This window comes from Ihuprevotella massiliensis (assembly GCA_900095835.1).
Lineage (GTDB): Bacteria > Bacteroidota > Bacteroidia > Bacteroidales > Bacteroidaceae > Alloprevotella > Alloprevotella massiliensis.
In genome coordinates, this window is sequence record LT608321.1 from 1,870,647 (window position 1) to 1,896,681 (window position 26,035).

The following is a 26,035-nucleotide window of genomic DNA, read 5'->3' on the forward strand; positions in this document are numbered from 1 at the left end:
ACTATGCAGCCAAAGGGAGTACCCGGTCGCGTGAGCCTTCTAATTTCTAGCGTCTAACCTCTAATCTCTAATGTCTACCCTCTAACGTCTAAGATACATTTCCGTGGTATCTCTCAGCACCTTTCCGTCTGTGGTTTCTAGTATCGACACGAATTTCACGTGCGCTGGCACTTCCGGGGGAGTGGCGTTGAGGCGAAATACGATGGCAGGGGGAGCCATTGGTTGGAGAGCTAGCCATTTCGCAATGGTTTCCACATTCTTCTTTGACCGATAGCCCCATACCAAGGACTGAGTGCGATAGGAAATAATCTGTTTTGGTAAAAATTCAGAAATGATGAAATGACGATTCAGAGATGTTCCTGCAGCTTGTCCGAAGAGCGGAGTTGTGGCGACGATGTTGAAATCCTTGACTCCCGTCACACGATATTCCCAAGATATAAGGTTGGTTGATACCATCATGTCACTGGCTCTGGTGTGCTGTTGGCTTCTGGTAGAGTAGCTGGTTTCCGTGCGATAGTCATAATCAAGTTGTTGCTCAAGTTTTCGATTCCTCTCTGCAAGTGGGAATGAGGCTTTTTGCATGATATCTAAGTAATAAGCTGGACTGTAGCTCATTTTGAAAGCGGGTATTCGTGCTAGGGAGTCCGTACCAGTAACGACCCAAAGGTCTGCATCTTGTGCCTGAAGCTCCTGTTGTGGATGATAAGTAATCCAGTTTTGTAGTCTTTCTTTGTGAGAAAGAATTTTTGTGGTGATGCACTCACAATGTCTTGGATAAAAGACCAAGGAGTAATCTTCTTTAATGTCGGACAAATCCTGCTTGCAAGAGAAGAAGATGGAAAGAGTGCAAAGAAGTAGAAGGAAAAGGTTAGTCTTCATGATAGGGGTATTTAGGGAAGTTTGTGGAAGGTGAAGCCATTATGTGCAAATTTGAAAAATTATTTTGTAAAAAACAAGGGTTAGGTGTTTTTTTGATGAATTAGTGTCGGTTCGTGGGTAGGCTTTTATGACGGTTCATGAAAAGGATGTCTTTTGCGGATGATGTCTACCTATATAGTGGGAGGAAAAGGGGCAAAAGTGAGAAAAATCGCGCTAAAAAATGTTGTCGGTAGGAATGTTTAACCTAAATCGGTCATTAGATCCTGAACAAACTTCATTAGATTGTTGAGCAGATGGTTTACCGTTAGTGCGAAGGCGTAGTGGGCTACGGCGAGAACGAACGCAAAACAAGATGCCAACAAGAAAATGAAAGATGACAGGAAGTTATCTTTTCAATTACGATTCGTACCATAACGGTCTAATGACCGATTGGGGTTAAAGTTTTGCGTGTTAGAGGAAGGGGCGAAAAGCCCCCTCGCGCGCGTCACGCGCGCGCTTTCCCTGGGAAATTTGCTTTTTTGCTTTCACAACCTTCACAGAAGGGGAGAAAAAGGATGGAAAAAGAGGGAGAAAAGAGGGTACGCCCGCGGTGGCGATGTTGGATAAAAATGGGGTGAAAATCCTTGATAATATCGCGATTGTTAAAAAATGTCCGAAGTATTTGCGCTAATTGCTGATTTATAGTAGGTTATAAGGGATGTCTGTGAAGGCTGTGAAAGAGAAAAGATGTAAATCCCAGTATACGCGCGTGCGCGTGTAGGAAAACCTTGATAAAAACGGGGATTGTGTAGAGATGTTAATGAAGAGGGCTGAAGGGAGAGTAAGCCCCTTTGGGAGGGGAAGTGGAAAGTGCCAACAGAAGCATGAGGAAGCAGAAAGCAAGGAGCGGTTATGGGCGAGGTGGAAGGTGAGAAGAGCGGGAGATGTGGACAGAGAGGTTGCAACGTATTTCTGAAACATCGGAGCTTTTCCCAAAAACGTGGGAGATTTTCTGAAAAACGTTGGACTTTTTCTGAAAAACGTTGGAGATTTTCGGGAATATCTCGGACGTTTTTGAGGCGCAGGTCGGAGGGGATAAGCGCAAGCAGGGGTGAGAAGTGTGTGCTGTAGCGCAAGAGTATCTGTGCCATGCTCAAAGGCAAGTGTCAAGGTGGGCGCAAAAACAAGAGGGCTGCATGGAGTGGAGTAGATGATGAGTTGCGAATAATCGTAGAAATCAGGCGAAAAAGTCCTTTTGAAAGATAGATATGGCAAAAAAAGCCCGAATAGTTGGTAGTATAACGGAAAATTGCTATTTTTGCGTGGCAAATAAAAACAATAAATAAGCCCATGAGACTACTCAATCATTTAGCTGTTGCTTGCGTCTTGGCTTTCCCCACCACGGTGATGGGACAGACGTTTAAGTTCGTGCAGCAGACACTGGACAATCCCGACAATGAACCAGTGCCCGTGCATCCAGTGCCTCACCCACGTCAAGTGGCTTGGCAAGAAACTGAATTTTACGCCTTCTTCCACTATGGCATGAACACCTACACCGACAAGGAGTGGGGTAATGGTGACGAAAATGTGAAGATTTTCCGACCAACGGCAAAGCCCAATCCTCGTCAGTGGCTCGAAGCCGTGAAGAAGGCAGGCATGAAGGGGGGTATCGCCGTGGTGAAGCACCACGATGGTTTCTGCTTGTGGCCTACTCAAACTACGGATCATAATGCTACGAAAGCAGGAAATCCTTATACTGCCGATATGAATATTCCTAAAGATTTTGCAGAAGCTGCAAAGGATTTGGGATTGAAATATGGTTTCTACATCTCACCTTGGGACCGCAACTCTGTGCACTACGGTACTGACCGCTATGTGCCCGAGGTGTTCTTGCGCCAGTGTGCTGAGTTGGCACAATATGGCAACGACCAATTTGAAATGTGGTTTGATGGTGCTAATGGTGGTGACGGCTATTATGGCGGTCGCCGTGGTACGGTGAACGTAGGCGATGCCAATATCTACTACGATGTGCCCAATCTTCGCGACACGGTGCACAAGGTGCAACCCAACTGTGTGCTTTGGGGCGTAGGTGGCGAGGCTCGCTGGATCGGTAACGAAGCCGGATGGGCTGGAGAAACCAACTGGTGCATGGGACATGGCACAGATGGTGATATCAACGGCTGGTATTGGCACCCAGGTGAGAGTGATGCGAAGGCTACCAACAAGGGCTGGTTCTATCACGACTATGAGTCTCCTCATTCTGCAGAACGCTTGTTCCAAATGTATCTCGAAACAGTGGGTCGCAATGCAACCTTGATTCTCAACTGGCCTCCCAACAAGGCGGGTGTGCTCCCTGCTTCTGACGTGAAGGTGCTCGAAGAATTGGGCAAGATGATCGAGAAGCGTTTGGGCACTGATTTAGCTAAGAATGCAAAAATCGAAGCTAGCGAAACTCGCGCGGCTGGTGCGAATCGCACTTATGGAGTGGACAACCTCGTGGATGGCAATACTACTACGTATTGGGCTACCAATGACGGCACGAAGCAAGCTACGCTCACCTTCACTTGGGACACTCCTCAAGCTTTGCGCTATGTGTCGCTCATGGAATTGGTGGCAAAGGGTCAGCGTGTGAAGAAGTTTAAGCTGGAAATCTCACAAGATGGCACCAATTTTAAGCCTGTAGCTGAAAACGTGGCACAAACCACCATCGGTTATAAGCGCATCATTCCTCTCAATGGTTCGACAGTAAACAGCTATTCTGCACAAGGCATTCAAGCGAAGGCCCTCCGCATCACTATTGAAGATGCTAAGGCTTGCCCCTTGCTTAAGAGTGTCGCTATTTATTAATCTGCAAAGCCCAACACCATGACATTGAAATCTATTCTTCCCTTGGCTGCTTTGGCTTTGCCCTTGGCAGTCGCTGCACAAACTACAACAAAAGTTGAAGAACCTGCTGTAAATGTGCAATTTGACTTTGAACCTAATCCTGCTAATCCCTGGAGAGAACTTGGGGTATATGACACTTGGGAGGCTTCGCCTTTCCGCACACAAAAGTTGGTGGGCAACGTAGCAGTAGTGGATAACCCTACGCTCGATGAACTCAACCCTCTCACAGGCGAGCCTGTGAACCCCTCTGGCAAGGTACTTGCTCTCCAACGCTCACGCTTCGGTTCGAACACTTTCGGAGCTTGGATTAAGCTGAATGAGCCCATCGCTTTAACGCCTAATGGCTCTCTCTACATTCACGCTTGGGTGCGCAGTCCAAAGGCTGGACGTGTGCTCATCGCTGGATTGGGTAAGCGCAAAGAACGTGCTGATCAATTGCCCACGGTGGTGCAAGTGGCACATATCACCACTTCTCCCCTTGAGGTGAACCAATGGAGAGAAATTGTGGTGCCTGCCGCAGCCAATAAAGGCGTGGAGCTCCATAGCCTCCTCATTGTGCCCGACTGCGAGAGCCCTCACGATTTGAAGGAAGACTTTGTGGCATACATCGACAATGTGTCTGTCAATAACGTTTCTTCTCCTACCCTTATCAGAGGATACTATCCTATCAACTTCGATAAAGCGCAGCCACAAACTCGTAAGGATCGTTACATTGAAGCGGTAAACCTTACGGTGGGTCAACAAAAGTATAATTATGTGCTGCCACAGCCGCGCATGCTTTACAATGAGGCAGGCAGCAGTCATCGCATTTTTGCTAAGGCTGGTGATGTGGTCACTCCTAAGGTGCAGTATAAGGGCTCATGGATGCACACGTTCTTCTATGTGGATTTTGACCAAGATGGTCAGTTCAAGCCTGAAGAGGTGGTGAGCTATTCTTACAAAGATGGTAAAAACAGTGTTGGAAAGACTTTTGCTAATGGTGGCATGTCGTTCCAATCGCCTGAGTTTACCCTTCCCAAAGATATGAAGCCTGGCGTCTATCGCATGCGCCTCAAGGTGGATTACAATGATTTGGACCCCATGGGTAATAAAACGCTTCCTGAGAACGGTGGTGGTTTTGTAGACTTCTTCCTCAATGTGCACGATGGCTTTGCTGTGGTGAACGACCACAACCTTAATGGTGCGGTGAAGACTCTCGATGGCAAGGAATTGACGAGCTTGAAAGTGCCCTATGGACAAGACTTCACCCTCAAGATGCACCCTGCCGATGGTTTTGAACACAATGGTTTTGTGCTGAAGCATGGTGTGAATATCGAAGGAGAAGCTACCGTTAAGGACAATGTGCAGTGGGAAAGCATCACCATCCCTCGCTCTTTGTTCAAGGCTGATGGCACTTTCACCATCCCCGGTAAGTGGATGGATGGCAATGTGCTCATCGAAGGCCGCTTCGTACAAGAAGGTCGCTATGTGCCCGAACCTGTGCCTGCATGGTTTTCACGATTCAATGTGACGAGCCTCGATGGCAAATACTTTGCTCCCCACACGCAGTGGTATTCCCTCCAACTCGGTGCGCAAGGTTATGTGATTGAAGGTACTAAAGACGCGCAAATCTCTCTTAGCGCAACGGCGGTAGATGCTCAAAACGAGCAACACTTGTGGTGCTTCGTGGGCAACAATGATGAGGGATACCAGCTCTACAATCGCTACTTTGGCACGGACTATGTGCTCGCTGCTCCCACCACCATGAGTGGCAAGGAAGGTGGTTCGTCTTTTGTGCGCCTCGTGCCTGCTGACAAGGTGCCTAAGAACTACACTTCGGTGTGGCGCTTCATGGACTCTAAGAATGTCAAGGCTACTGATGGACAAGTGGTGTATATGTATGAAGATAAACTCCCTGCCAACAAGGTCAACAACCGCGATGGTAAGCTCTCTTTCTGGACCGGTGGTGCAGATGCAGGTTCTACTTTTGTGATTCGCCCAGTGACAGTGACCGACACTGCCGTCACTGCCATTGCACTTCCCTCTACCAACATCGCTTCTGAAGAGGTGTATGACCTCTCTGGTCGTCACGCAGAAAAAACAGCACGAGGTGTCCTCGTGATGAATGGGAAGAAAGTGGTGAGATAAATTCACCGATGGCTAGTGCGCTAGCATAAATAATAAGGCATAAGCCGTGTCAGAGATTGGCGCGTCTTGTGCCTTGTTATTATTTTCTCCCGAAAAGTTCGAGATAATTGATATATCCTATTTGAATATGAAAACACTCAAAAGAGTTTTGGGCTGCTGCTTGTTGGGCTGCGCACTGTTTTTCGCGCCTACCTCACTTTGGGCAAGAGTCTATGACATCTACCCCCAACCACAACAAGAACAAAGTGGACAAGGGGTTGTAAGTTTCACACCTTCGGTGACGGTGGTGTGTGATGCCACTGTGGATGCTGCTACACGCGAACGTGCGAAGCAGGTGCTCCAAGAGGCAAAATTAGAAGTTGTCTTTGCCGATGCTCCTCGCCAAGGACATTCCACCCTCTATTTGAGCGTGGCAGGAAGTGACGGCGTGGCAGACCGCTATGCACAATCTTTGCAACTGAAGCGCGATGTGCTCAAACGCACTGGCAAGTATGATCGCCACATCGTGCACCTCCATGCTCAAGAGGGCAAGGCAGAAGTGGTGATTCTGGGTGAACACAGCGATGCTACATTCTTCGGATTGGCTTCATTGGAACAAATCTTTGAACGCGGCACACAACAACTGCCTGCGGTGACGCTCTTCGACTATGCCGACCAACAAAGCCGCGGACTCGTGGAAGGCTACTACGGCTATCCTTATAGTCTGGCGGTGAAGAAGACGCTGATGCGCTTTATGATGCGCTTGAAGATGAACACCTACATGTATGGGGCGAAATCGGATATGTATCACTCTGCGAAGTGGGAACAACCTTATCCTAAGACGTTGACCCAAACGGACCTCGAATATGGCAGAATGTCGCAAGACATGGTGAAGGATTTGGCGAAGACTTCGCAAGCCACCAAGGTGAATTTCATCTGGGCGATTCACCCTGGCAATGCTTTCGTGAATCAACCTAATGTGGTGAACCGCATCATGACGAAGTTTTCGAGCATGTACGACTTAGGCGTGCGCCAGTTTGCCATCTTCGTGGACGACGTGGGTGTGCCGACTTCGGAAGCAGACTGCAAAACAAATGCGGATCACCTGACGGCAGTGCAGAAAGCCATTGATGCGAAGTGGAACAAGACAGGCAGCACCCCCGAAGATCGCGTGCGTCCGCTGCACTTTGTGCCACAAGTTTATACGCTGAGTTGGGTGGGACAAGCCGATCGCAAGCGTTTCTTCAAGGCTTTGTCGGCTGTGCCTTCCGACATCACCATCTACACCACGGGATGGGGTGTGTGGACGGTGCCCAATAGCCGCGATTTGGCAACGATGAACGAAGAACTCGGTCGCCCCGTGGCTTGGTGGTGGAACTATCCTTGCAACGACAACGCCGATGAGCAGATTTATACCTCCGACATGTACACCAACTTCATGGAGATGCGTGCCGTGGACAACAATGCGCGTATGGAGAAGTCGTTGAAAAATGGCCTCGGTGTGGTGTCCAATCCCATGCAACAAGGCATGGTGTCGCGCATCGCACTCTTCTCTGTGGCGGACTATGCGTGGAACAATGCGGCTTTTAACAACATGACCTCTTGGAAGAAGGCATTTAAGTATGCTTTCCCCGAAAATGCAGCGTTGCGCGAGGCTTACCAAGCCCTTTCTCCCTATCTCCGCTGGAATGATCACGAAGATATGGCGAAGGCGGTGGAGCAATATAAGAGCGGCAATCGTGCTGCCTTCGAGAAGTTGCTCACCGACTTGCAACAAAACATTGAGGTGGTGGCGCAGTGCAAGACTTCTGCCAACGAAGACGAGCAATTGCTCTACACAGAGATTGCACCCTGGTTGCTGAAATTGCAAACGATGGTGGCTGCGGCACAACAATTTGTGCAAACTCAAAAGCAGAATGATGTGGCACAAGGTTGGGCGTCCTTCGTGCAAGCCACAAAAGCCTATGCTTCTCTGGAAACAGACAAGCGTTTTGATGCCGCTGCATTGGAAGGTTTGGGTAGCGGAGTGAATGTGTCGCACCGACAAGCCAACTGCTCGCACAAATCCTTCTTCCCCTTCTTGGGCGTGTTGCAAAATACGGCTTTGGGAGCGCAACCTTTCGGAGAGAAGGCACCTTTTGTGGTGCAAACTAGTGCTTCGACTGTGACAGCAAAGGGACATCTTGATGCACAACATGCTTATCTCGTGGTGAATCATCAAGAACTCCAACCCAAAGACTATGTAGCGATGAGCTTTGCCACGGCTTTCAAACCTACTGCTTTGCAGGTGGATGAGACTCTGCTCAAGCAGTGGAGCGTGCAGGTAAGCGAAGATGGGGTGAATTGGACACGTTTGCAATCGGCTACCCTCCCCAATGAAATGTTTGTGAAGCACGTGGCTTTCTACAACAATTCGGAAACTCCTCAAACGCTTCAGCTCGGAGAACAGAATTTCTCGCTGAAACTGCCACAACCCACCACTCTTAAAGACATTTCTGTACCTACGGAAGTGTTGGGTGATGGTAGCAACAAGGGCAAAGTTGCATTGATTGATGGCGACATCCACACCTTCTTTGCTGGAAAGAAGAACCAAGCCAATGGCGACACCTACATGGTCACTCTCGCTAAGGCTGAGGAGGTGCAAGATGTGCGCATTTGCTTTAAAGCCACCAATGGTGACGAACTCAAAGGTGGTAAGGTAGAAGTGAGTGCCGATGGCAAGAAATGGCAATCCTTGATGGTGAAAGGTACTTCTAGCACACAGAGTAGCCCAGCACGCCGACAGAAGTTGGACGAAGACCTCTATGCCGTGGATTTTGTCGCCAAAACTCCCATCACTGCGCAGTATGTTCGTTTGGTGGTGACGCAACCTCTGACGAATAAGTGGCTGCGTCTCTCTGAAATCTTGGTAAATACCCAGCATTATGCCCAACAATTCGCCCCTACTGTAGTGGACAATCAGCAGAATGGTCAGCCACAGTTGGTGGATGGTCAGGGGCGCACACCTTTGAAAAATGTGAGTGGCAACCAAGTGAACTACAAAATCGACGACTTCTTCCGTCCTAAATCCCTCTCGATTTATTGGGATGCTGCAAGTTGGGAAGGGGCTGCTCCACAACTATCCATTGTGGAAAATGGCAACACCATCGCACTAGCTCCCCTCAGCACTGGTGTGACACAAGTAGATTTGGCGAATCATCCCAAGGCTACGCAGTTGATCGTGCAGTGGGAAGGCAAGAATGTTCCACAAATTTACCAAATCCAAGCCGTTGTCGATGATCACGCGACTACAACACTCACTTCCCTCCGTAAGTTGCTGCAACAGTCTCAACAGCAACAAGGCAAGGTCTACGATTTGCAAGGACGTGTGCGCCGCACCGATGGCAGTACGCTCGGACTTCCTGCTGGAATCTACATTGTCAACGGACAGCGCATCCAAGTGTTGCAACAATACTAAGCATCCGATGGACTGAGTGTAGTTCTCCCTCCGCATCACTGAATGTTGCTCGTGAGGTTTGATAGAGAAACTCCACTCTGTACATGATAAAAGCTCGTGTCAATCCTTAGAGATTGACACGAGCTTCTTTTGTAACAATACTCAGTTAGAGAGATTGTAGCAATACTCAGTTGATAGTTTGTAGAAATCCTTCGTATGAGAGATTGTAGCAATACTCAGTATAAGCGTTTTTCCTGCGACAAAGAAGAGCATTACATCCCTCCCACTGCGCGCCACACAGCGGCTACAAGCACGGTCACCAAAACACCGAGCGCAATGGGGAGGACTACGGAAAGGGTGGTCCAGCGCACACTTCGGGTCTCCTTGTAGATGGTGTAAATCGTCGTACTGCAAGGATGGTGCAACAGACAGAAGAGCATGAGATTCACCGCAGTGAGGAGTGTCCATCCGCCAGCGGTGAGGATGCGATAGGTTTCTGCATCACCGCCTTCCATCAATACACCAGCGCTTGCGCCATCTTGTCCGAGCACCAGCACGGTGAGCATGAGAATCGTAGGTATCACAATCTCATTAGCCGGAATGGCTAGGATGTAGGCGAGGAGAATAATACCATTGAGTCCCATCAACCAACCTGGAACTTCGAGGAATGTGATGAGATATTGCGCTATGCTTTCGCCTCCAATCGTGATGTTGCAGCACAACCAAATCACACCGCCAGCTGGAGCAGCAAATACGACCGCGCGCCACAGCACAATGAGGGTGCGATCGATGAGCGATGTGTAGAGCGTGCGCCAGAATTGAGGCGGACGATAAGGCGGAAGTTCGAGGTGGAAGGTCGAAACCTCACCACGCAGCACCGTGCGGGAGAGGAGCCACGAACTGCCAAACATGAAGGCTACTCCCAGTAATACCACAAACATCACGGCTGCAATCGCCACAACGCTGCTATATTCTTTGGGAACGGCTGCGCCCACAAACAACGTCGCCAAAAGTATTTGCGTCGGCCACCGTCCGTTGCAAAGCGAGAAGTTGTTGGTGATAATGGCAATGAGTCGTTCGCGGTTACTGTCAATGATGCGTGTAGACACCACTCCAGCAGCGTTGCAACCGAAACCCATGCTCATCGTCAGTGCTTGTTTGCCGTGTGCACCAGAGCGACGGAAAAGTTCATCGAGATTGAACGCCACACGAGGGAGATAGCCGAAGTCTTCTAAAAGGGTGAAAAGGGGGAAGAAAATCGCCATCGGTGGCAGCATCACCGACACCACCCAAGCCATGGAAAGGTAGACACCATCCACCACAAAACCTGTGAGCCATTCTGGAGAACCAGCCATTTCAAACAGATGTCGCAAGAAGGGATGCCCCCAGCCCACAAGAAGCGAATCGAGCCATGAAGAAGGGTAGTTTGCCCCCACAATAGTGAGCCAAAATACACCACTCAGCAAAGCTATCATAATGGGGAATCCCCAAAAGCGGTGGGTGAGGATGCGATCTAACTTCACGTCAAGGGGCAACTGTCCGCCTTCTCCAGGTTGAGTCACCACCTCCGAACAGATGCGTTCTGCTTGAATGTAGATGTCTTCCATCCACTGGTCGTGAAAGTTGTGTCCGATGTTGAGGTGAATCTCCTCAGCAAGCGCAGAGAGTTCGGGAGTTGCAAACTGTTGTTGCACACTAGGGTCGCGCTCTATCAAACGAAAGGCAATCCACTCCGCATTGTTCAGGTGAGGATGCTCCGCTTCGATGGCAGTGGTGAGGCGTGCCACCTTCTCTTTCGTGTCTTTAGGAAGCGAAAAATTGCGATAAGGCTGGCACACAAACTTACCATCCACCACTTCTTTGATAGCGAGAAGCAGTTCTGCCAAACCTTGTCCGGAGCGTGCTGAAGCTCCTACCACAGGAATGCCCAATCGGCGCGAGAGGGCTTTTAGATTCAGCTCAATTTTGTTGCGTCTGGCTTCGTCGATCAAGTTCACGCAGAGCACAGCGCGGTCGGTGATTTGGAGCACTTGGAGAATCATATTCATGTTGCGCTCCAGTCGTGTGGCATCTGCCACCATCACCGTCACATCAGGTTGTCCGAAGAGGATGAAATCGCGTGCGATCTCTTCATCTTCAGAGGTGGAGGATAGAGAATACGTACCCGGCAAGTCGACAATGCGGTAAGTTTCTCCTTCATATTCAAAGAAACCTTCCGCCTTACCCACTGTTTTTCCGGGCCAGTTGCCCGTGTGTTGCTTCAATCCCGTGAGTGCATTGAAGACCGTGCTCTTGCCGGTGTTAGGATTTCCAGCGAGAGCGATGACGTGTTGTGCTTCGTCATGCTCCGTTTCGCCTTTTCGCACCAAGGTATGGAGCGTGGCTTGCGGACAGACAGCACAATGAGAAGGGAGGGATTTATTAGACATTAGAGGCTAGACATTAGACGTTAGAGGGTAGACAATAGACGTTAGAGGGTAGACGTTAGACATTAGAGCTTAGATGTTAGAGCTTTGTTCATACTATTGTGCTTAGAATCATCCCTTTTTGCTCTACACTTAGAGGTGGATCGAGCTATTTAGACGTTAGAGTCTAGATTTTAGACTTTAGATTTAGAGCTTTGCTCGTTCTTTTGTGTCCCCTCGCTAGAGGCAGGCACCGCCAGAATGTAGCGCGCTTGGTCTTGGCGCAGGGCAATGGTCGTGCCGCGCACCACATAAGCTGTGGGGTTACCCATCGGACTGTGCATCGCCACTGCCACCCGACTGCCGCGCACAAAACCTAAATCGAGGAGGCGGCGGCGCAGCGCTCCGCGACAAGCAGGAGAAAGTCCAACGATACGTGCCTTTTGGTGAAGTTTCAAATGATACAAACGGAAGGTCTCGAGAGGCGATTCCGCAAGAGCTTCCTCTTCGGTGAGTGGGAGCAAGTCGAGCGCGCCTAAAGTCTTGGTGGGAAGTTGAAACGCTTCGCCTTCATAGCGGAACGAAAAATGTTTTCCATTGATCGAGAGCACATGAATCACTGCATCTTTCGCCAATCCTGTTTGAAGGATGCGTTGAAAAATGTCTTCATCGTCGTCTTCCACGTGAGCAATGCGCCAATATGTGTTGGGAAGTGGCGACTGCGCTGTGTGGCGTGCAGGTGCCATCGCCAGAGAGTCCGTGGGAATGGGGTCACCATGGGGGTCATAGAGTGGATTGCCCAAGAGCGAAACATAGCGTTCTTGTTCATCCTTACTGATGTGGTGCTCCATGCGGTGCGCACGTTGGTGCCACTCGGTGGGGGCATAGCCAGAGTGTTCCGCAAGATATTGTTCGTAGATGCGGTGGGCACGAATCAACTTCAGCGCTGCTTCTCTACCTTTTGGGGTGAGTGTGAATTGCTCGCCCACGGTGAGCATGCCATCGAGTGCCAATCGGCCGATTGCTGAGGCAAGTGTAGCTTCGTCGAGGTTGAGGCGACGCATTGCCTTCGCCATCTTTCTGCGCGGAAGGCTTCCTCCTGCATCGCAGACATATTTCAAGAAGTCTTCTCCAGCTTCGGTGCGACGAATCTCGCGCATTTTGGGAGAAGGACGTCCTAAACTGCCACGCAATACGCGCCATGCCTGCTGGCAGCGTGCCCAAAATTTATGTAGTAGTGTTGCCATAAATGTCGAGAACATGAATCATTAACAAGCAAAGATACAATAATTTCTGTAGCTCTCCTCACGATTTCTGATAAAAGTTATCTATACCTCGATAGACGGGGCTTTGTTGATTTGTCACATCAATGCTCGCCTCTTTCAATATCTGCATCTTCACCCTTCACTCGCTGCTGTGTTTTCGTTATAAACCACATTTTTGTGTCCAAAATCTTTGGTGACTTCTGGAAAATGGCGTAACTTTACCTCGATAATCATGGAAGGAGCGTCCACCACCTTTCAAGGGCATGCGCACCTGAGTGTGTGCCTCTGCTAGAAAGCGGAATTTGTTTCCTACCCATAAATCCATTTACCATAAAAACCACAGAAATATGGCACTCGAAAAGACATTAGTTCTCCTCAAACCCTGCACTGTGCAGCGTGCACTCATGGGAGAAATCCTCTCTCGTTTTGAAAAAAAAGGTTTGCGCGTATGCGGTCTCAAGATGATGCAACTCACCGATGAGGTGCTCTCAGAGCATTATGCCCACTTAGCTGGCAAAGAGTTCTTCCAACGCGTCAAGGACAGCATGATGGTCACCCCCGTAGTTGCTATTGCGCTCGAAGGCGTTGGCGCAGTGGAAGCCGTGCGCACCATCACCGGTCCTACCACCGGTCGCAAAGCTCCTGCAGGCACCATCCGTGGTGATTACAGCATGTCGTTCCAAGAAAACATTGTGCACGCCAGTGACAGTCTCGAGACAGCAGCCATCGAACTCAAACGTTTCTTCCGCGATGAAGAGATTTTTGAGTATCGTCCTGCCACTTTCGATTTCCTCTATGCCAATGATGAGTTTTAGATTTCCATCTGCTCTATTCTAAAAACAACGTCCGCACCAGAGTTTACTCTGATGCGGACGCTTTTTTGGGCTCTATGCAATCAATAGGATGTGTTTAATAAAGGGATAAAATGCAAGGCATTGAGGTTGAGGCTGAAGGGAGCGTACTCCAAGTACGTGACCAAAGCTGAATATCGAAAATAACGCAGCAGTTTGCCCTTTATTAGACAGAACCCTGTTATTTCAAATCTTCGGGCATAGTATACCCTGCCAAACGAGCGATGGTTTTAGGAATTTCCGTGTTGTCGATGCGACCATGGAAAGCCTCCGCACCAGCACCAATGGCGAAGACAGGCACATAGCCATCGGTGTGTCCCAAAGTGGTCCAACCGATGCGTGCATTCTTGCTCACAATCTGTTTGGCTGCCGATGAAAGTCCACTCTCTGAAGCATATAAACTTTGGAAACCTTTGTCTTTGCCCGACATCAAGTTGTCGAAGGCATCGTGCAGCGTCTTTTCTTCTTCAGCTGTGAGTTTGATGCTTTTGCCAAATCCGAAGTAGTCTTGGAGGTCACGGCGCACAAAGTCCCAAGTAAACTTATTGCCCATGCGCTTGTGGAGCTCCTTCAAACGAGTGGTGTAGAGATAGCTGCTCTTCTTTTGATTTGCCAAAGCAGCGAGGTTCAGATTGTAGCCGCCATTGCCCAAGGTGATACCACCCGTTTCGTGGTCAGCCGTGATCAGGATGAGTGTTTCTTCGGGGTGTTGGCGATAAAACTCGTAAGCCACGCGAATGGCTTCGTCAGCGTCAATCACCTCGCGCACCATAGGCGCAGCGTCGTTGTTGTGACAAGCCCAGTCTATCTTGCCAGCTTCAATCATGCAGAAAAACTTCTCAGGATTTTTCTTTTGCAAGAAAGCAATCGTGGCGCGCGTGATGTCTGCCAAAGTCAAATCGCCCTTTTTGCGGTCGAGTGCATAAGGGATAGAGGCATTGTCGCGCGCATTATTTTCTTTGTTTTGCAAGAGAATCATGCGGTCGGCTTTGCGATATTGTTTCGCAAATTCCTTGTATCCATTGGCAATGGTGAAGCCCTTGGCGCGAGCTTGGTCGTAGAGGTCAGCTTCGCCTTCGTGAAGGGGAGCAGGTTTCAAGAAGTCACTCCCTGCAAAGAAGTCAAAGTTGGAAGCCACGAGGTCGCGGCCGATTTCAGCATACATCTTGCGGTGCTTTTGGTGAGCATAGAAACAGGCAGGAGTGGCGTGGTCCACGCTCACACTCGTGGCGATGCCCACGGCTGCGCCTGCTTCTTTCGCCCATACTGCAATCGAAGTCACGGGGGTGATGCTATCGGTGAGTACGCCAACTGCGTTGTTGTAAGTTTTGCGTCCAGTGGCAAGTGCCGTACCACCAGCTGCGGAATCCGTGATGCCGTGGCTCGCACTTTGCGTGTTTACCAAAGCCACGTGAGGAAAAGAAGGGAAAATCAGAGGTTTGATACCAATGCTCCCTTCGAGGGCAGCTCCAAAGGTTTCGGCAGCATTCACTTGGTTGACGCCCATGCCGTCACCAATGAAATAAAACACATATTTGGGTGCATTTTGCGCCCAAGCACTCGCGCAAAACACCACGCCAAGTGCTAGGGAAAGGAGAGTTCTTTTCATATCAGAATCTATGTTTGTGAAGTCCGTAAGGGCAAAGTTACCATTTTCTGCCAAATCGACGAAGTAGATAGGTTATTTTGTGTGTAGGAATTTGGTGGGGTGTGTCTTTCTGACAAAGTGAAGGTATATAAGAAGGATGACTTGCTCAGCGAAACAGGGGAGCGGAAATACAATCCGCGCTGAATCGCGAGCAAGCCATCAATGTGGCAAAAGTACGCTTTTCTTATTAGAAACTAACGAACTGCACTATAACGGTCTAATGACCGATTGGGGTTAAATCTCCAAGCAATCAAGCAAGAAAGTAACACGTAGAGTCAATCAGCAAGTGCAAAACTACAACAAACTTTTATAGAACTCTTTTGGGGTGTTTCAAAATTGAGTTTCTATGATTGATTTTCTTCTGTATCATTGTCACCTTTTTGTCGGTGTAATCCCCCAGAACGAAGCTAAACTTTGAATTTATAGACACAGAAAGATGCGTCACCAAGACCAAGCTCAGATTTGTCAGCATTTCTCCAGACAATGTTAAGGTTTCTCGTTTAGATAAACCTTCTTTCCATTGACAATGTAGAAACCAGCAGGGGGAGATGTCGTTGGTTGGCATTCACGCGCTTCCCTTGAAGGTTGTATATCTGTGTGGCATTGTTGTCATCAAAGACCACTCGCCCTATAGCACTTGGCATCTTCTGAGAGAAATATCCCGTTGTGGGATTCGCCATCGTGGCGTCCACCTTGCTTTCGTCGTATTTCACCGCACCTTTCAGTTGTGTGCAACCTTTAAACATATCTTGCGACTTCTCACATTGCCATGTTTGGGTGTTGATTATTGTCTTCAAACCAGAGCAATCTCTAAACATCTCGTACATATACGCCACCGCAGAGGTGTTGAATTTGGAAAGATTCAAAGATGTCAAACCAGAACAACCAGAGAACATCAAACCCATATTCGTCACCGCAGAGGTGTTGAAGTTGGAGAGATTCAGAGATGTCAAACCAGTGCAACCATAGAATATCCCGCCCATATCCGTCACCGCAGAGGTGTTGAAATTGGAAACGTTGAGAGAGGTCAAACCAGAACAACCAAAGAACATGTTCCACATACTCGTCACCTTAGAGGTGTTGAAGTTGGAGAGGTTCAGAGATGTCAAACTAGAGCAATCATAGAACATAGACCTCATATTAGTAACCTTAGAGGTATTGAAGTTGGAAACGTTGAGTTCTTTCAAACCAGGACAACCAGAGAACATCGCAATCATATTTGTTACCGCAGAGGTGTTGAAATTGGAAACATTGAGTTCTTTCAAATACCGACAATCCTCAAACATCCCACTCATATCTGTCACTGCAGAGGTGTTGAAATTGGAAACGTTGAGTTCCTTCAAACCAGAGCAACCAGAGAACATGTTCCTCATACTCGTCACCTTAGAGGTGTTGAAGTTGGAAACGTTGAGAGACGTCAAACCAGAGCAATTTTTGAACATCCAGCTCATATTTGTTACCGCAGAGGTGTTGAAATTGGAAACATTGAGTTCCTTCAAACCAGAGCAATCTTTAAACATCCCATTCATATACGTCACCGCAGAGGTGTTGAAATTGGAGAGATTCAGAGATGTCAATTTAGAGCAACCTACAAACATCTCACTCATATCTGTCACTGCAGAGGTGTTGAAGTTGGAGAGGTTCAGAGACGTCAAACCAAAGCAATCAGAGAACATCCCATACATATTCGTCACCGCAGAGGTGTTGAATTTAGAAATATTCAGAAACGTCAAACTAGAGCAACCAGAGAACATCCCATACATATTCGTCACCTTAGAGGTATTGAAGTTGGAAAGATTCAGAGACGTCAAACTAGAGCAACCCTTAAACATCCAACGCATATCCGTCACCACAGAGGTGTTGAAGTTGGAAAGATTCAGAGATGTCAAATTAGAGCAACCAAAGAACATCCCACCCATATCCGTCACCGCAGAGGTGTTGAGGTTTTCAAGTCCTTCAATAGTCGTGAGGGATGAGAAATAATAAAACCAATAATTTGTAGTTATAGGGCGGTAATTCTTGAAAGAATCATCAAATACTACTTTGGTGACCACACCATTAGGGTGTTCATATGTTCCAGCCCAGACAGGTTTTGAACTACTTGACTTCTCATCAATACCCCAAGTTTTACCATTTCTCGAACTGCGGTTGTTATCATAGTAAAAAGTGAGGGTGCTTCCACCTTCGCTCTCCGCGACATAGGCTTCTTGCGCACTGAGCGGAAGAGAAAACAATGCGCACAGCAGGACTAGGAGCAGTAGACGGAACTGTCGAAGATGAAAAAGAGCTTTTGTCATAAGGCGAGACTTTTTGTTTCTCCACATTCTTCCTCACGCTAACCGAGAAAAGGATAACGAGGAGTTCTAAACTGGTAACTTGTGGTGAAAGATAGAATGTAAATTCTACCCAATCATTGATAGGAATGAGCAGAAAAGAATAGTCTGTTTACAGCGTATTCGAATCTACACATACTGATGATGAGGATTTATGCGACAAAGTTACAATATTTTTTGCAAAACTCTGTTTTTTGCGCGGATAATCCCAAATCGGTCATTAAAGTGCACATGGGTTGAACAAACTTATTTCTCCCTTGAATTAGGTTGTTAATGTTTTTTTTCTTATCCCATTCCTCTGAAATGGTGTATTTTTCATCCTTTTCCTAAACCTTTGTCCATAATAGAAATTGAAACGACCTACATAAATGTCACACGTTCGTTCATTGTAGTATGAAAAAAGCTACCCTTAGGTAGCTATGTCCATCAAAGAAATGATGGGGATTCTTATTAGATATAGCAAAGGTAGTGAATCTAGTGATAGCTTCCAAAATGTAGTGCAAAAACAACTATTAATTTATGTGTAATCACTCCTTCTTCCCTCGCGTACGCGCGCGCATTACAGAGATTTTGCACTTTTTGCTTTCACAACCTTCACAGAATTGGAAGTAAATATTTGGCAACTAGTGATTTAAGCGTGTTTTTTAGCAGACGTTAAGGGAATGCTGTTTGAAAAGGGGAAATCGAGGGCTGAAATGGGGGATTTTGGGGCAGAGAATGACTGACGGATTTTCTGTGCTTGCGATAGAAAAAGTAGATGGAAGGAGGGAAGTTTTAGGGAGATGGGACTCTTTCCCTCGATTTTTGTGGCTGAGAGGACGAAGTGTCTTGGTTGGGTTGGGAGGATTTCCGAGTGTTTCAAGAAAAACGTCCGACATTTTCGGGAAAATCTCCCACGTTTTTCCAAAAACCTCCGACGTTTTTGTGAGAATCTCGGACGTTTTTGTGGAAGTGTCGGACATTTTTTTGCGCGGTTTTTGTCTTCGGTTTTGGGTTGAAAATAGTCCTGATTTTTCGTTTCTCTGTGAAGGTTGTGAAAGCAAAAAGTGCAAAAGTCCAGGGATGCGCGCGCGTGTAACCCGCGCGTGAGAAAACCACTGCCGTGTGGATGCCTTTAGGACATCGCGTAATGAGTCGTCCTAGATGAGTGGGGGAAGAGGGAGACAATGCTGGTTTGCTCATAGCTTAACACGTGTAACATGTTTGATTTGCTATGTGTAGATGTCAAATATTGGTGTATTTGAATGTGAAATGTCAGTTTTTTGCCGTTTTTTATCACTTTCCCTCCTTATCGACCCATATATAGTAGGGGACTTGCTAAGCACCACAATGGCAGGGTGGACAAAGGAGGGTGAGCAACCCCGAATTGGGGTAAGAGAGTCACTAGAGAGAAGTTCTTTTGTTCCACTAAGACGGTTGCTTGTAGACTATCGTTGACGGAGAACCCACTTCTCCCTTTGCATTGGTGCTTATGAGGTGGATAGTATTTGGTAGAAAGATTTTTTTTGTTATATTTGCATTAGAAAAGTGTAGTAAAAATTAAAACGAAACAGTATGGATTATGTTGCTGCCTTAGGGCTGGTGTTTTTCACCTCCCTTCCTTTAGTTGCTGCGGTGCACTTTTTGCGTCTTGCCTTGAAGCGTGAGACGATAGGCACTAGTCGCGTAGTGTGTTTGCTCTTCGGACTTTTGGCACTCGTTTTCACCTTTTGGGTGAGTTTCCAAAAGGGAGAATGGGTTTGTGCTGATGCTGTGACCTTGTTGTTCAAACGCTTCATTCTTTTGGTGCTGCTGTTCAGACTCTACAACCCCAAATATACGAGTGCTTCTCTATAGCCATATCTGCTTTTGTAAACAATTTTTTTCGTCAGATGAAAAGTCACTTTAATACTTTAGCCTCCATAACAATCGTCGTTATGTGGATGATTTTTGGCAGTAGCTATGCACAGCAAAAAGCACTCGTCACTTTTGAACTCAGACAGGTGGTAACAGAGGAAGTAATCGTGCAACCCAAGTTCGCGCTATTCTTTCAAGACAGCATTGCGGTGCCATTTCAAGAATTCGCTATTCACGACCCCAATAGCGGTGTGCACTCTTTGGAATTTGAATATAAACCAGGGTGGTATACACTGCGAATCAGCAAAGAGGGCTACCAAAATACAGAGAAACAATTTCTGGTGCGCACACGCCGCAATTCAGCTTTGGGCATCGGTACAATCCAAATGAGCAAAGCCAAAGACTACAAGCTGGGCGAGGCTGTAGTGAAAGCTACGCACATTAAAATGGTGATGCGTGGTGATACCTTGGTCTACGATGCTGCGGCTTTTGAGTTGGCCAATGGTTCGATGCTCGATGCGCTGGTGGCACAGCTCCCTGGTGCAGAACTCAAAAACGGACAAATCAAAGTGAACGGCAAGCATATTGAGAGCCTAATGATCAATGGCGAGGACTTCTTTGCTGGAACACCAAAGGTAGCTCTGGAAAATCTACCTGCTTACACCGTGAAGAATATCAAGGTCTACGACCGCGCAGCCAATGATGCCTACCTTCGTCGTCGGGCAACAAATGGAAAGAAGCTACCGAACGAAGACGAACATATGGTGATGGACGTTCAGCTCAAGAAAGCCTACTCCACAGGCTGGATAGGCAATGCTGAGGCTCACTATGGCGTACCCTACGATCGCTATTTGGGCAAGGCTTTCGGTTTAGGATACTCCGATCGCCTGCGGCTGGCGGCCTTTGTCAATATCAATAATATCAAAGACACGCAGGCGGGCAATGTCTCAGGACAATGGGGAGGAGGATAGCCTCAAGACGGTTTGCTCGACCTTAAGATGGGTGGTCTCGACTATCTCTATAAGGTGAGAAAGACTAAGGTGTTTGGCAACGTTATGCTCACCCACGAAGATGTGAACATCGAAAAACATACAAGCAGTGTGAACTACTATAACAGTGGCAACGTGTTTGGACGTACACTCTCACAGCAGACTGACAAGAAATTTCACTTGATTTCGTCGCACACGCTGCAGCACTTTGGAGAACAGATGTATCTTCAGCTTGCTCCCTCCATTGACTATCTGCGCAATGACTACACTTCTCTCTTGCGCACAGCAAGCTTCAAGGCTAATATCCATGAAAACTACCGATTGGCATCCCTCGACTCTCTCTACTCTCCTCTCGGTCTACGCGCTTCCCTGGCGCAACATCTGCTCAATAGTACTAATCAAGAGAAAGAAGGACGCTCAGGATGGTTCATTGGAAGACTGAATGGTGGTGCTACTATTTCCTTCCCCGACTTGGGGGATAATCTCGAGATAGGAATGAATGGAGAGTACAGACACAACACAGACCGACCACTCATGGCAACGCATCGTTTCTCAGACTTTCAGACGCATGCCGATGGCACGGGCGATCGTCTTAGCCAACGTCAAGATGGGGTTTCCACCTCCTACAACATCAATGGAGGAGCTGCATACTCTCTCTCTTTGATGCCTTATAATCCTCAAAACGGACACTATGGAATCGTACAATTCCGTGCTACTTATGGTCGCCAATACAATAAGCAAGACGACAACTATTGGAAGTTACGCGAACAACTTGCCAATGGAGCGATGGCCACACTCTTACCCCCTTCTGCCATTCGTCCTGAGGTATTGCAACAAGATTTGAATAATAGTGTACACTCCGTTTATACACGAGACACCTATTCCCCAGGAGTGGAAATGGATTATGTGTATCAACCCGACATCAACGTAGAAAGACGATATGACGTCAATCTCAAATTGGCGAGCAATGTACGTTGTGAGTCATTGCACTATCTGAAGCACCAGTTAGATACTACTCTCATTCGATGGGCACACGAGTTCTCTCCTGCGCTCTCGCTCCAATATAGATACAAGACTGGCATTAGTGCAAAGGAAGCCAAAATAAGTTATGCTTTCTCCGAAGGCATCCCTAGCATCTACTATCTGCTGCCGACAGTGAACGATAGCGACCCAACCAACATCTACGCCAACAATCCCAACCTGCGCCGCTCACTATCTCACAACGTCAATGGGTATTACTCCTATCAACACCACAGCACGCACAGCAATATCTCTTTCAGCACGGGATACGGACGCACGGATCGCGCCATTGCCTACGCACGCCAATACCAGCGCAACACGGGCATCACCAAGTGGACACCGCAAAACATTGACGGCAACTGGAACGCAAATGCCTCCCTGCAATACTCCACTCCCTTGGGCAAGAAGGAGGCTTTCCAACTGCAAGGCACGAGTGCGGCCTACTATCTCAACTCGGCAGACTTCACCACCGACACCGATGAGATGACGCGCTCTGTGGTGCGCAACCTCACCCTCTCGCAGCATTTAGGCTTGACCTACCAGTTTGGCAAAAACCGTGTTGGACTGGAAGGCCGCGTCTCTTGGTTACGCAGTCGCTCCGATATGCGTAACTTCCCATCCACCGACGCTGTAGACTACAATGCCAAAGCCAGTGGTCTTTTCCACCTGCCTCAAGATTGGGAAATCGGTAGTGACATGAACTTCTATGCCCGTCGTGGCTACAATGATGCTACGCTCAACACGACCCACTGGGTGTGGAACGCCTCGCTCTCCAAACTATTGATGCGCGGCAACTTGGTAGTCAAGCTCACCGCCATTGATATGCTCTCGCAAATCAGCAACCTGCAATACAGCATCAATGGTCAAGGTCGCACCGAAACGTGGGTTAACGCCCTGCCTCACTACGTGATGCTCGGTGTGCAGTATCGCTTTCACATTATGCCCAAAAAGAAATAATAATGAAGTTTTATCGACAATTTGATCAGATGGACTGTGGTCCAGCATGCATACAAATGGTTGCCTCTCATTTCGGAAAGGAATACCCATTGTCATATCTGCGCTATTTTTCTCATTTAACAAGAGAGGAAGTTAGTGTAAGTGGCATTAGGAATGCACTAAATAGAGCATTATGCCCCCTTTCAGGAATACATTTGACCATTAACCCAAATCGGTCATTAGACCGTAATAGTACTAATCGTTATAGAAAAGATAGGGTCCTGCTATCTTTCATTTGCTTGTTGGCATCTTGTTTCTCGTTTGTTCTCGACGTAGTTCGCTACGCCTTCGAGCTAACGGTAAACCATCTGCTCAACAATCCAATAAAATCTGTTCAGGATCTAATGACAGATTTGGTTTAAAACGAAACAAAATGGATTATGTTGCTGTCTTAGGGCTGGTGTTTTTCACCTCCCTTCCTTTAGTTGCTACGTTGCACTTTTTGCGTCTTGCCTTGAAGCGTGAGACGATAGGCACTAGTCGCGTAGTGTGTTTGGTCTTTGGGCTTTTGGCACTCGTTTTCACTTTTTGGGTGAGTTTCCAAAAGGGAGAATGGGTTTGTGCCGATGCCGTAGCCTTGTTGTTCAAACGCTCCATTCTTTTGGTGCTGCTGTTGCCGAGTGCTTATTTCATTGAGAAAGCCTATGGACAGGTGTGGACCAATAGTCAACAATATGGTGCACTAGCGAAGGTGCTGGGCAAAGCCGTGGTCACTTTCTTCGTTGCGGAAGCCGTTGGCTTAGGTTGCTACGTCTTGTGGTTGAAGTTTATAGCCTAAACATTCTCGCTATCGATGACACCCAAGAGCTATCGATGACACCCAAGACGATGGCTTACGCGGCTGTTGTTCCACTCATCTAGCGTCGCAAAAGAAAATCCCGCCTCTCACTGTGAGTGGCGGGATTTTACTATCCAGAAGGAGCGGTAAAAGTAGCTCCAGCGAGGGACGAATTGGCTTATTGTCGCACCATCTTTTGGGCTATTTTTGCTCCTGAAGTGGAAACTTGCAGCACATACACACCAGGCGTGAAGCGGTCGGTGTCGATGTTCACTTCGTCGCCTTGTGCGATGCTAGATAATTGTTGGCGATAGAGGCTGCGACCATCGAGCGACATCACCTCAAGGGTGGCAAAGCGTTCGGGGTTGTTGAAAAGCACTTGCCACTGTGTGGCTGTGGTGTGGAAAGTGGCTGGAGCGGCACTGCCCGACACGCGCTCGATGGCGGTGAGCGGATCTTTGCCAGCCTTTTTGAGCGCAAGTTTCAAGCCTGCATAGACGTTGATGAGCCCATAGCCATAGGTGGGTGTCCATTCCTTGCCCCCCATGTCTAAGTGCTTGTTGGACGTTTCTTTGAGAATGTCCAGCACATCGGTGTAGGAGAGTTGAGGATTGGCTTCGAGCCATAGGGCGATGCTACCTGCCACGAAAGGAGTTGCCATAGAAGTGCCTTCCATATAGCCGTAGTAGTAGGAGCGAGTGCCCAGTTTTCCCGTGTATTTGGCATCGCTCTTTTCAAAGTCGGGTGCATATTGGTTGATTGCACTCAAGAGGTAAGACCCTGGAGCCAGCACGGCAGGCTTCGTGTAGTTGGCATTGAGCCAAGGACCATTGGAGGAGAAGGTGCTGCGCGAGCCTTCTTTCTCTTTCGATTTCTTCTTGTTGAGCACGTGGGTGGTGAAACTTCCCACTGCAATGGAAGAGGGTATGGAGGCTGCGCCTTCGCCCACGATGTAGAGATTGTCGGGTTTGATGCTCTCGTGAGTAGCATTGGTGGCGAGTTTGGTGAACTCTGCTGAATTGGGGGCATCGGCATAGATCCAGCCGTGGAGTGTGGCAGCAGAAGCGTTGGTCTTTTTGGCGGTTATCTCCAGACCAAAGACCACATCGTCATAGTTCTTGCCTATGTCTGCCAAGAGTTTGTTGATCTTTACAGCAAGATAGTGGTTTTCTCGGTTGTTGTTGGCAGCGATTTCGCTAAAGATTTCCCCTTCTTCGAGATATTTTTTCCAGAAAGTGGTAGTGCGTCTGCTAATTTGAGGCACTGCATCTTGGTTGTTATTGCCGTTTTTGGTGAGCGCCAAGATAGGGGTGACAGTGAACTGCTCTTTGGTGGTCTTGTCGAATCCCCAAAAATCGATGTAGGTGAGGTCATCTTCCTCACCGTCTGGGTCTTTAGTGTAGTCCACAAAGAGGAATTTCGTCTCGCCAGGTTGGAAGGTGGAGGAAGCATGGAGCAACAAATCTCCTTCGTTGCCCATGGCAGCGGTGATGATGCCACCTTTGTCACGCGCCATTTTGTCCATCGCTTGGTCGTAGTCGGTGCTACCATCGTGCGGACCAATGACGCTACCTAAACTCATGTTCACCACCCAAGGTTGATGCTGTTTTTCGGCATATTCCTTGATCTTTTGCACATCTTCGATAATCTCATCTTGCGCGAAGGAAGAGGGGACCATGATGATGTCGGCATTGGGAGCAACTCCATAATAAGGGTTGTTGTCGTGCTTTGAACCTACGGCGATGTTGGTGACGTGGGTGCCGTGTCCGCTGCCAGAGTCGTAGGTGTCGTGGGTCTGTTTGCTGACATCCACATCGAGAATGGGAGCTGCCTTGCTCTGGATGTCTTTCTCAATGTCTTTGGAGCGATCCCAAAGCATTTTGATGCGCGACTTGCCGTTTTCATCCAAGAAGCCCATGTGTTTGAACTCAAAACTCTGGTCGATGACGCCCACGATGACTCCTTTTCCGGTGAAGGGAGTGTAGAGATTATCTTTTTGGTGCACGCGGTCCACGCCGGTGGCAGCGCGTGCCTTTTGGAGAAAAGGGCGCAAACGCTTTGAAGCGGTGAGTTGCACCACGCGCTGATCTTCTGCCAGACGTGTCAGCCACTGTGGAGCCACACGCGCAGTCACCGTGGTTGCGCTGATGCGTGTAGCGTGCTGTCCAGCCTGTTGGAGCATCTCAGCCACATCGGTCGAAGCATTGAGCTGCGTGGTGATGATGAGTGAGAGAGGGGCGAGGATGGATTGGCGCGTGCCATTGTAGTTGATGGTGGGTGCTGCGAGTGAGTCGGCAGCAGTGAGGGCACCGCCAGCACGTGTGGCGCGGTGGGAAAGGGCGAAGGCGTCTTGTTGGCGCTTCACCGCTCGGAGTGAGCGGTCGAGTTTCGTGTTGGAAGTCGTCTCTTGTGTAGAGGTGGTCTGTGCAGAGCTGGAGAGTGCTAATGCGCAAAACAGCACCGAGAGCATATATTTTTTCATAGGGAAGTCAGCGTTTTGTGGAAAGATGTGTCTATGTGCATGAGCCCCGACTGAGGAGGAGACGGTTGGATAGTTCTTGCCCATAAAAACTTGAGGTGCGAATATACAAAAAACTGAGAATATCGCGCACGAATTCTCAGTTTTTA

15 protein-coding genes are annotated in these 26,035 nt (G+C 48.2%); 9 read left to right on the forward strand and 6 right to left on the reverse strand.

Features of this window, described 5'->3' with window-relative positions; genetic code table 11:
- Positions 1-81: 81 nt before the first annotated feature.
- Positions 82-879: a hypothetical protein gene (locus BQ2633_RS07630; RefSeq protein WP_075566206.1), complete on the reverse strand. Its 798-nt coding sequence runs from the start codon at positions 877-879 to the stop codon at positions 82-84.
- A gap of 1,329 nt (positions 880-2,208) precedes the next feature.
- Between BQ2633_RS07630 and BQ2633_RS07640 the strand changes: the two genes are divergently transcribed.
- The 3 genes from BQ2633_RS07640 (at position 2,209) to BQ2633_RS07650 (ending at position 9,307) form a co-directional block, all read left to right on the forward strand.
- Complete coding sequence (locus tag BQ2633_RS07640) at positions 2,209-3,705, forward strand: alpha-L-fucosidase (protein ID WP_075566208.1); 1,497 nt, start codon at positions 2,209-2,211, stop codon at positions 3,703-3,705.
- A gap of 18 nt (positions 3,706-3,723) precedes the next feature.
- Positions 3,724-5,871, forward strand: a complete 2,148-nt coding sequence (locus tag BQ2633_RS07645) for a GEVED domain-containing protein (RefSeq protein ID WP_075566210.1) — start codon at positions 3,724-3,726, stop codon at positions 5,869-5,871.
- A gap of 127 nt (positions 5,872-5,998) precedes the next feature.
- Complete coding sequence (locus tag BQ2633_RS07650) at positions 5,999-9,307, forward strand: glycoside hydrolase family 84 protein (RefSeq protein WP_083233994.1); 3,309 nt, start codon at positions 5,999-6,001, stop codon at positions 9,305-9,307.
- 251 nt (positions 9,308-9,558) lie between these two features.
- Here BQ2633_RS07650 and feoB read toward each other — a convergent pair whose 3' ends face one another.
- Positions 9,559-11,715, reverse strand: a complete 2,157-nt coding sequence (gene feoB, locus BQ2633_RS07655; RefSeq protein ID WP_075566214.1) for a ferrous iron transport protein B — start codon at positions 11,713-11,715, stop codon at positions 9,559-9,561.
- A gap of 170 nt (positions 11,716-11,885) precedes the next feature.
- Positions 11,886-12,938 (reverse strand): metal-dependent transcriptional regulator, encoded by a 1,053-nt coding sequence (locus tag BQ2633_RS07660; RefSeq protein WP_346048405.1) that lies wholly within the window; start codon positions 12,936-12,938, stop codon positions 11,886-11,888.
- Positions 12,939-13,303: 365 nt separating this feature from the next.
- Between BQ2633_RS07660 and ndk the strand changes: the two genes are divergently transcribed.
- On the forward strand, positions 13,304-13,771 hold the full coding sequence (gene ndk / locus BQ2633_RS07665) for a nucleoside-diphosphate kinase (RefSeq protein WP_075566218.1): 468 nt from the start codon (positions 13,304-13,306) through the stop codon (positions 13,769-13,771).
- A 217-nt stretch (positions 13,772-13,988) separates the two neighbouring features.
- Here the strand turns inward: ndk and BQ2633_RS07670 are convergent, their stop codons facing one another.
- Both BQ2633_RS07670 and BQ2633_RS07675 read right to left on the reverse strand, forming a co-directional pair.
- A complete protein-coding gene (locus BQ2633_RS07670; RefSeq protein WP_075567295.1) occupies positions 13,989-15,416 on the reverse strand; it encodes an alkaline phosphatase in 1,428 nt (475 codons plus the stop codon).
- 539 nt (positions 15,417-15,955) lie between these two features.
- Positions 15,956-17,752 (reverse strand): BspA family leucine-rich repeat surface protein, encoded by a 1,797-nt coding sequence (locus BQ2633_RS07675; RefSeq protein WP_083233995.1) that lies wholly within the window; start codon positions 17,750-17,752, stop codon positions 15,956-15,958.
- 1,590 nt (positions 17,753-19,342) lie between these two features.
- Here BQ2633_RS07675 and BQ2633_RS07685 point away from each other — a divergent pair.
- From BQ2633_RS07685 to BQ2633_RS07710, 5 genes are all read left to right on the forward strand, one after another.
- The gene (locus tag BQ2633_RS07685; protein ID WP_075566222.1) at positions 19,343-19,624 is read left to right on the forward strand and encodes a hypothetical protein; all 282 of its coding nucleotides are present in this window, start codon (positions 19,343-19,345) and stop codon (positions 19,622-19,624) included.
- An 80-nt stretch (positions 19,625-19,704) separates the two neighbouring features.
- Complete coding sequence (locus tag BQ2633_RS07690) at positions 19,705-20,595, forward strand: hypothetical protein (RefSeq protein WP_141700162.1); 891 nt, start codon at positions 19,705-19,707, stop codon at positions 20,593-20,595.
- Between the two features lie 12 nt (positions 20,596-20,607).
- On the forward strand, positions 20,608-22,590 hold the full coding sequence (locus tag BQ2633_RS07695; RefSeq protein WP_141700163.1) for an outer membrane beta-barrel protein: 1,983 nt from the start codon (positions 20,608-20,610) through the stop codon (positions 22,588-22,590).
- A 2-nt stretch (positions 22,591-22,592) separates the two neighbouring features.
- Positions 22,593-22,991: a cysteine peptidase family C39 domain-containing protein gene (locus BQ2633_RS11660; protein WP_428829835.1), complete on the forward strand. Its 399-nt coding sequence runs from the start codon at positions 22,593-22,595 to the stop codon at positions 22,989-22,991.
- 11 nt (positions 22,992-23,002) lie between these two features.
- Positions 23,003-23,407 (forward strand): hypothetical protein, encoded by a 405-nt coding sequence (locus BQ2633_RS07710; protein WP_075566226.1) that lies wholly within the window; start codon positions 23,003-23,005, stop codon positions 23,405-23,407.
- Positions 23,408-23,585: 178 nt separating this feature from the next.
- On the opposite strand, the gene BQ2633_RS07715 is transcribed toward BQ2633_RS07710, so the two are convergent.
- On the reverse strand, positions 23,586-25,889 hold the full coding sequence (locus tag BQ2633_RS07715; protein ID WP_176720104.1) for a S8 family serine peptidase: 2,304 nt from the start codon (positions 25,887-25,889) through the stop codon (positions 23,586-23,588).
- Between the last annotated feature and the right edge of the window lie 146 nt (positions 25,890-26,035).

Coding starts and splice junctions, on each gene's coding strand:
- BQ2633_RS07630 (WP_075566206.1), bottom strand. CDS start 879: ATGAAGACTAACCTTTTCCTTCTACTTCTTTGCACTCTTTCCATCTTC.
- BQ2633_RS07640 (WP_075566208.1), top strand. CDS start 2,209: ATGAGACTACTCAATCATTTAGCTGTTGCTTGCGTCTTGGCTTTCCCC.
- BQ2633_RS07645 (WP_075566210.1), top strand. CDS start 3,724: ATGACATTGAAATCTATTCTTCCCTTGGCTGCTTTGGCTTTGCCCTTG.
- BQ2633_RS07650 (WP_083233994.1), top strand. CDS start 5,999: ATGAAAACACTCAAAAGAGTTTTGGGCTGCTGCTTGTTGGGCTGCGCA.
- feoB (WP_075566214.1), bottom strand. CDS start 11,715: ATGTCTAATAAATCCCTCCCTTCTCATTGTGCTGTCTGTCCGCAAGCC.
- BQ2633_RS07660 (WP_346048405.1), bottom strand. CDS start 12,938: ATGGCAACACTACTACATAAATTTTGGGCACGCTGCCAGCAGGCATGG.
- ndk (WP_075566218.1), top strand. CDS start 13,304: ATGGCACTCGAAAAGACATTAGTTCTCCTCAAACCCTGCACTGTGCAG.
- BQ2633_RS07670 (WP_075567295.1), bottom strand. CDS start 15,416: ATGAAAAGAACTCTCCTTTCCCTAGCACTTGGCGTGGTGTTTTGCGCG.
- BQ2633_RS07675 (WP_083233995.1), bottom strand. CDS start 17,752: ATGACAAAAGCTCTTTTTCATCTTCGACAGTTCCGTCTACTGCTCCTA.
- BQ2633_RS07685 (WP_075566222.1), top strand. CDS start 19,343: ATGGATTATGTTGCTGCCTTAGGGCTGGTGTTTTTCACCTCCCTTCCT.
- BQ2633_RS07690 (WP_141700162.1), top strand. CDS start 19,705: ATGTGGATGATTTTTGGCAGTAGCTATGCACAGCAAAAAGCACTCGTC.
- BQ2633_RS11660 (WP_428829835.1), top strand. CDS start 22,593: ATGAAGTTTTATCGACAATTTGATCAGATGGACTGTGGTCCAGCATGC.
- BQ2633_RS07710 (WP_075566226.1), top strand. CDS start 23,003: ATGGATTATGTTGCTGTCTTAGGGCTGGTGTTTTTCACCTCCCTTCCT.
- BQ2633_RS07715 (WP_176720104.1), bottom strand. CDS start 25,889: ATGAAAAAATATATGCTCTCGGTGCTGTTTTGCGCATTAGCACTCTCC.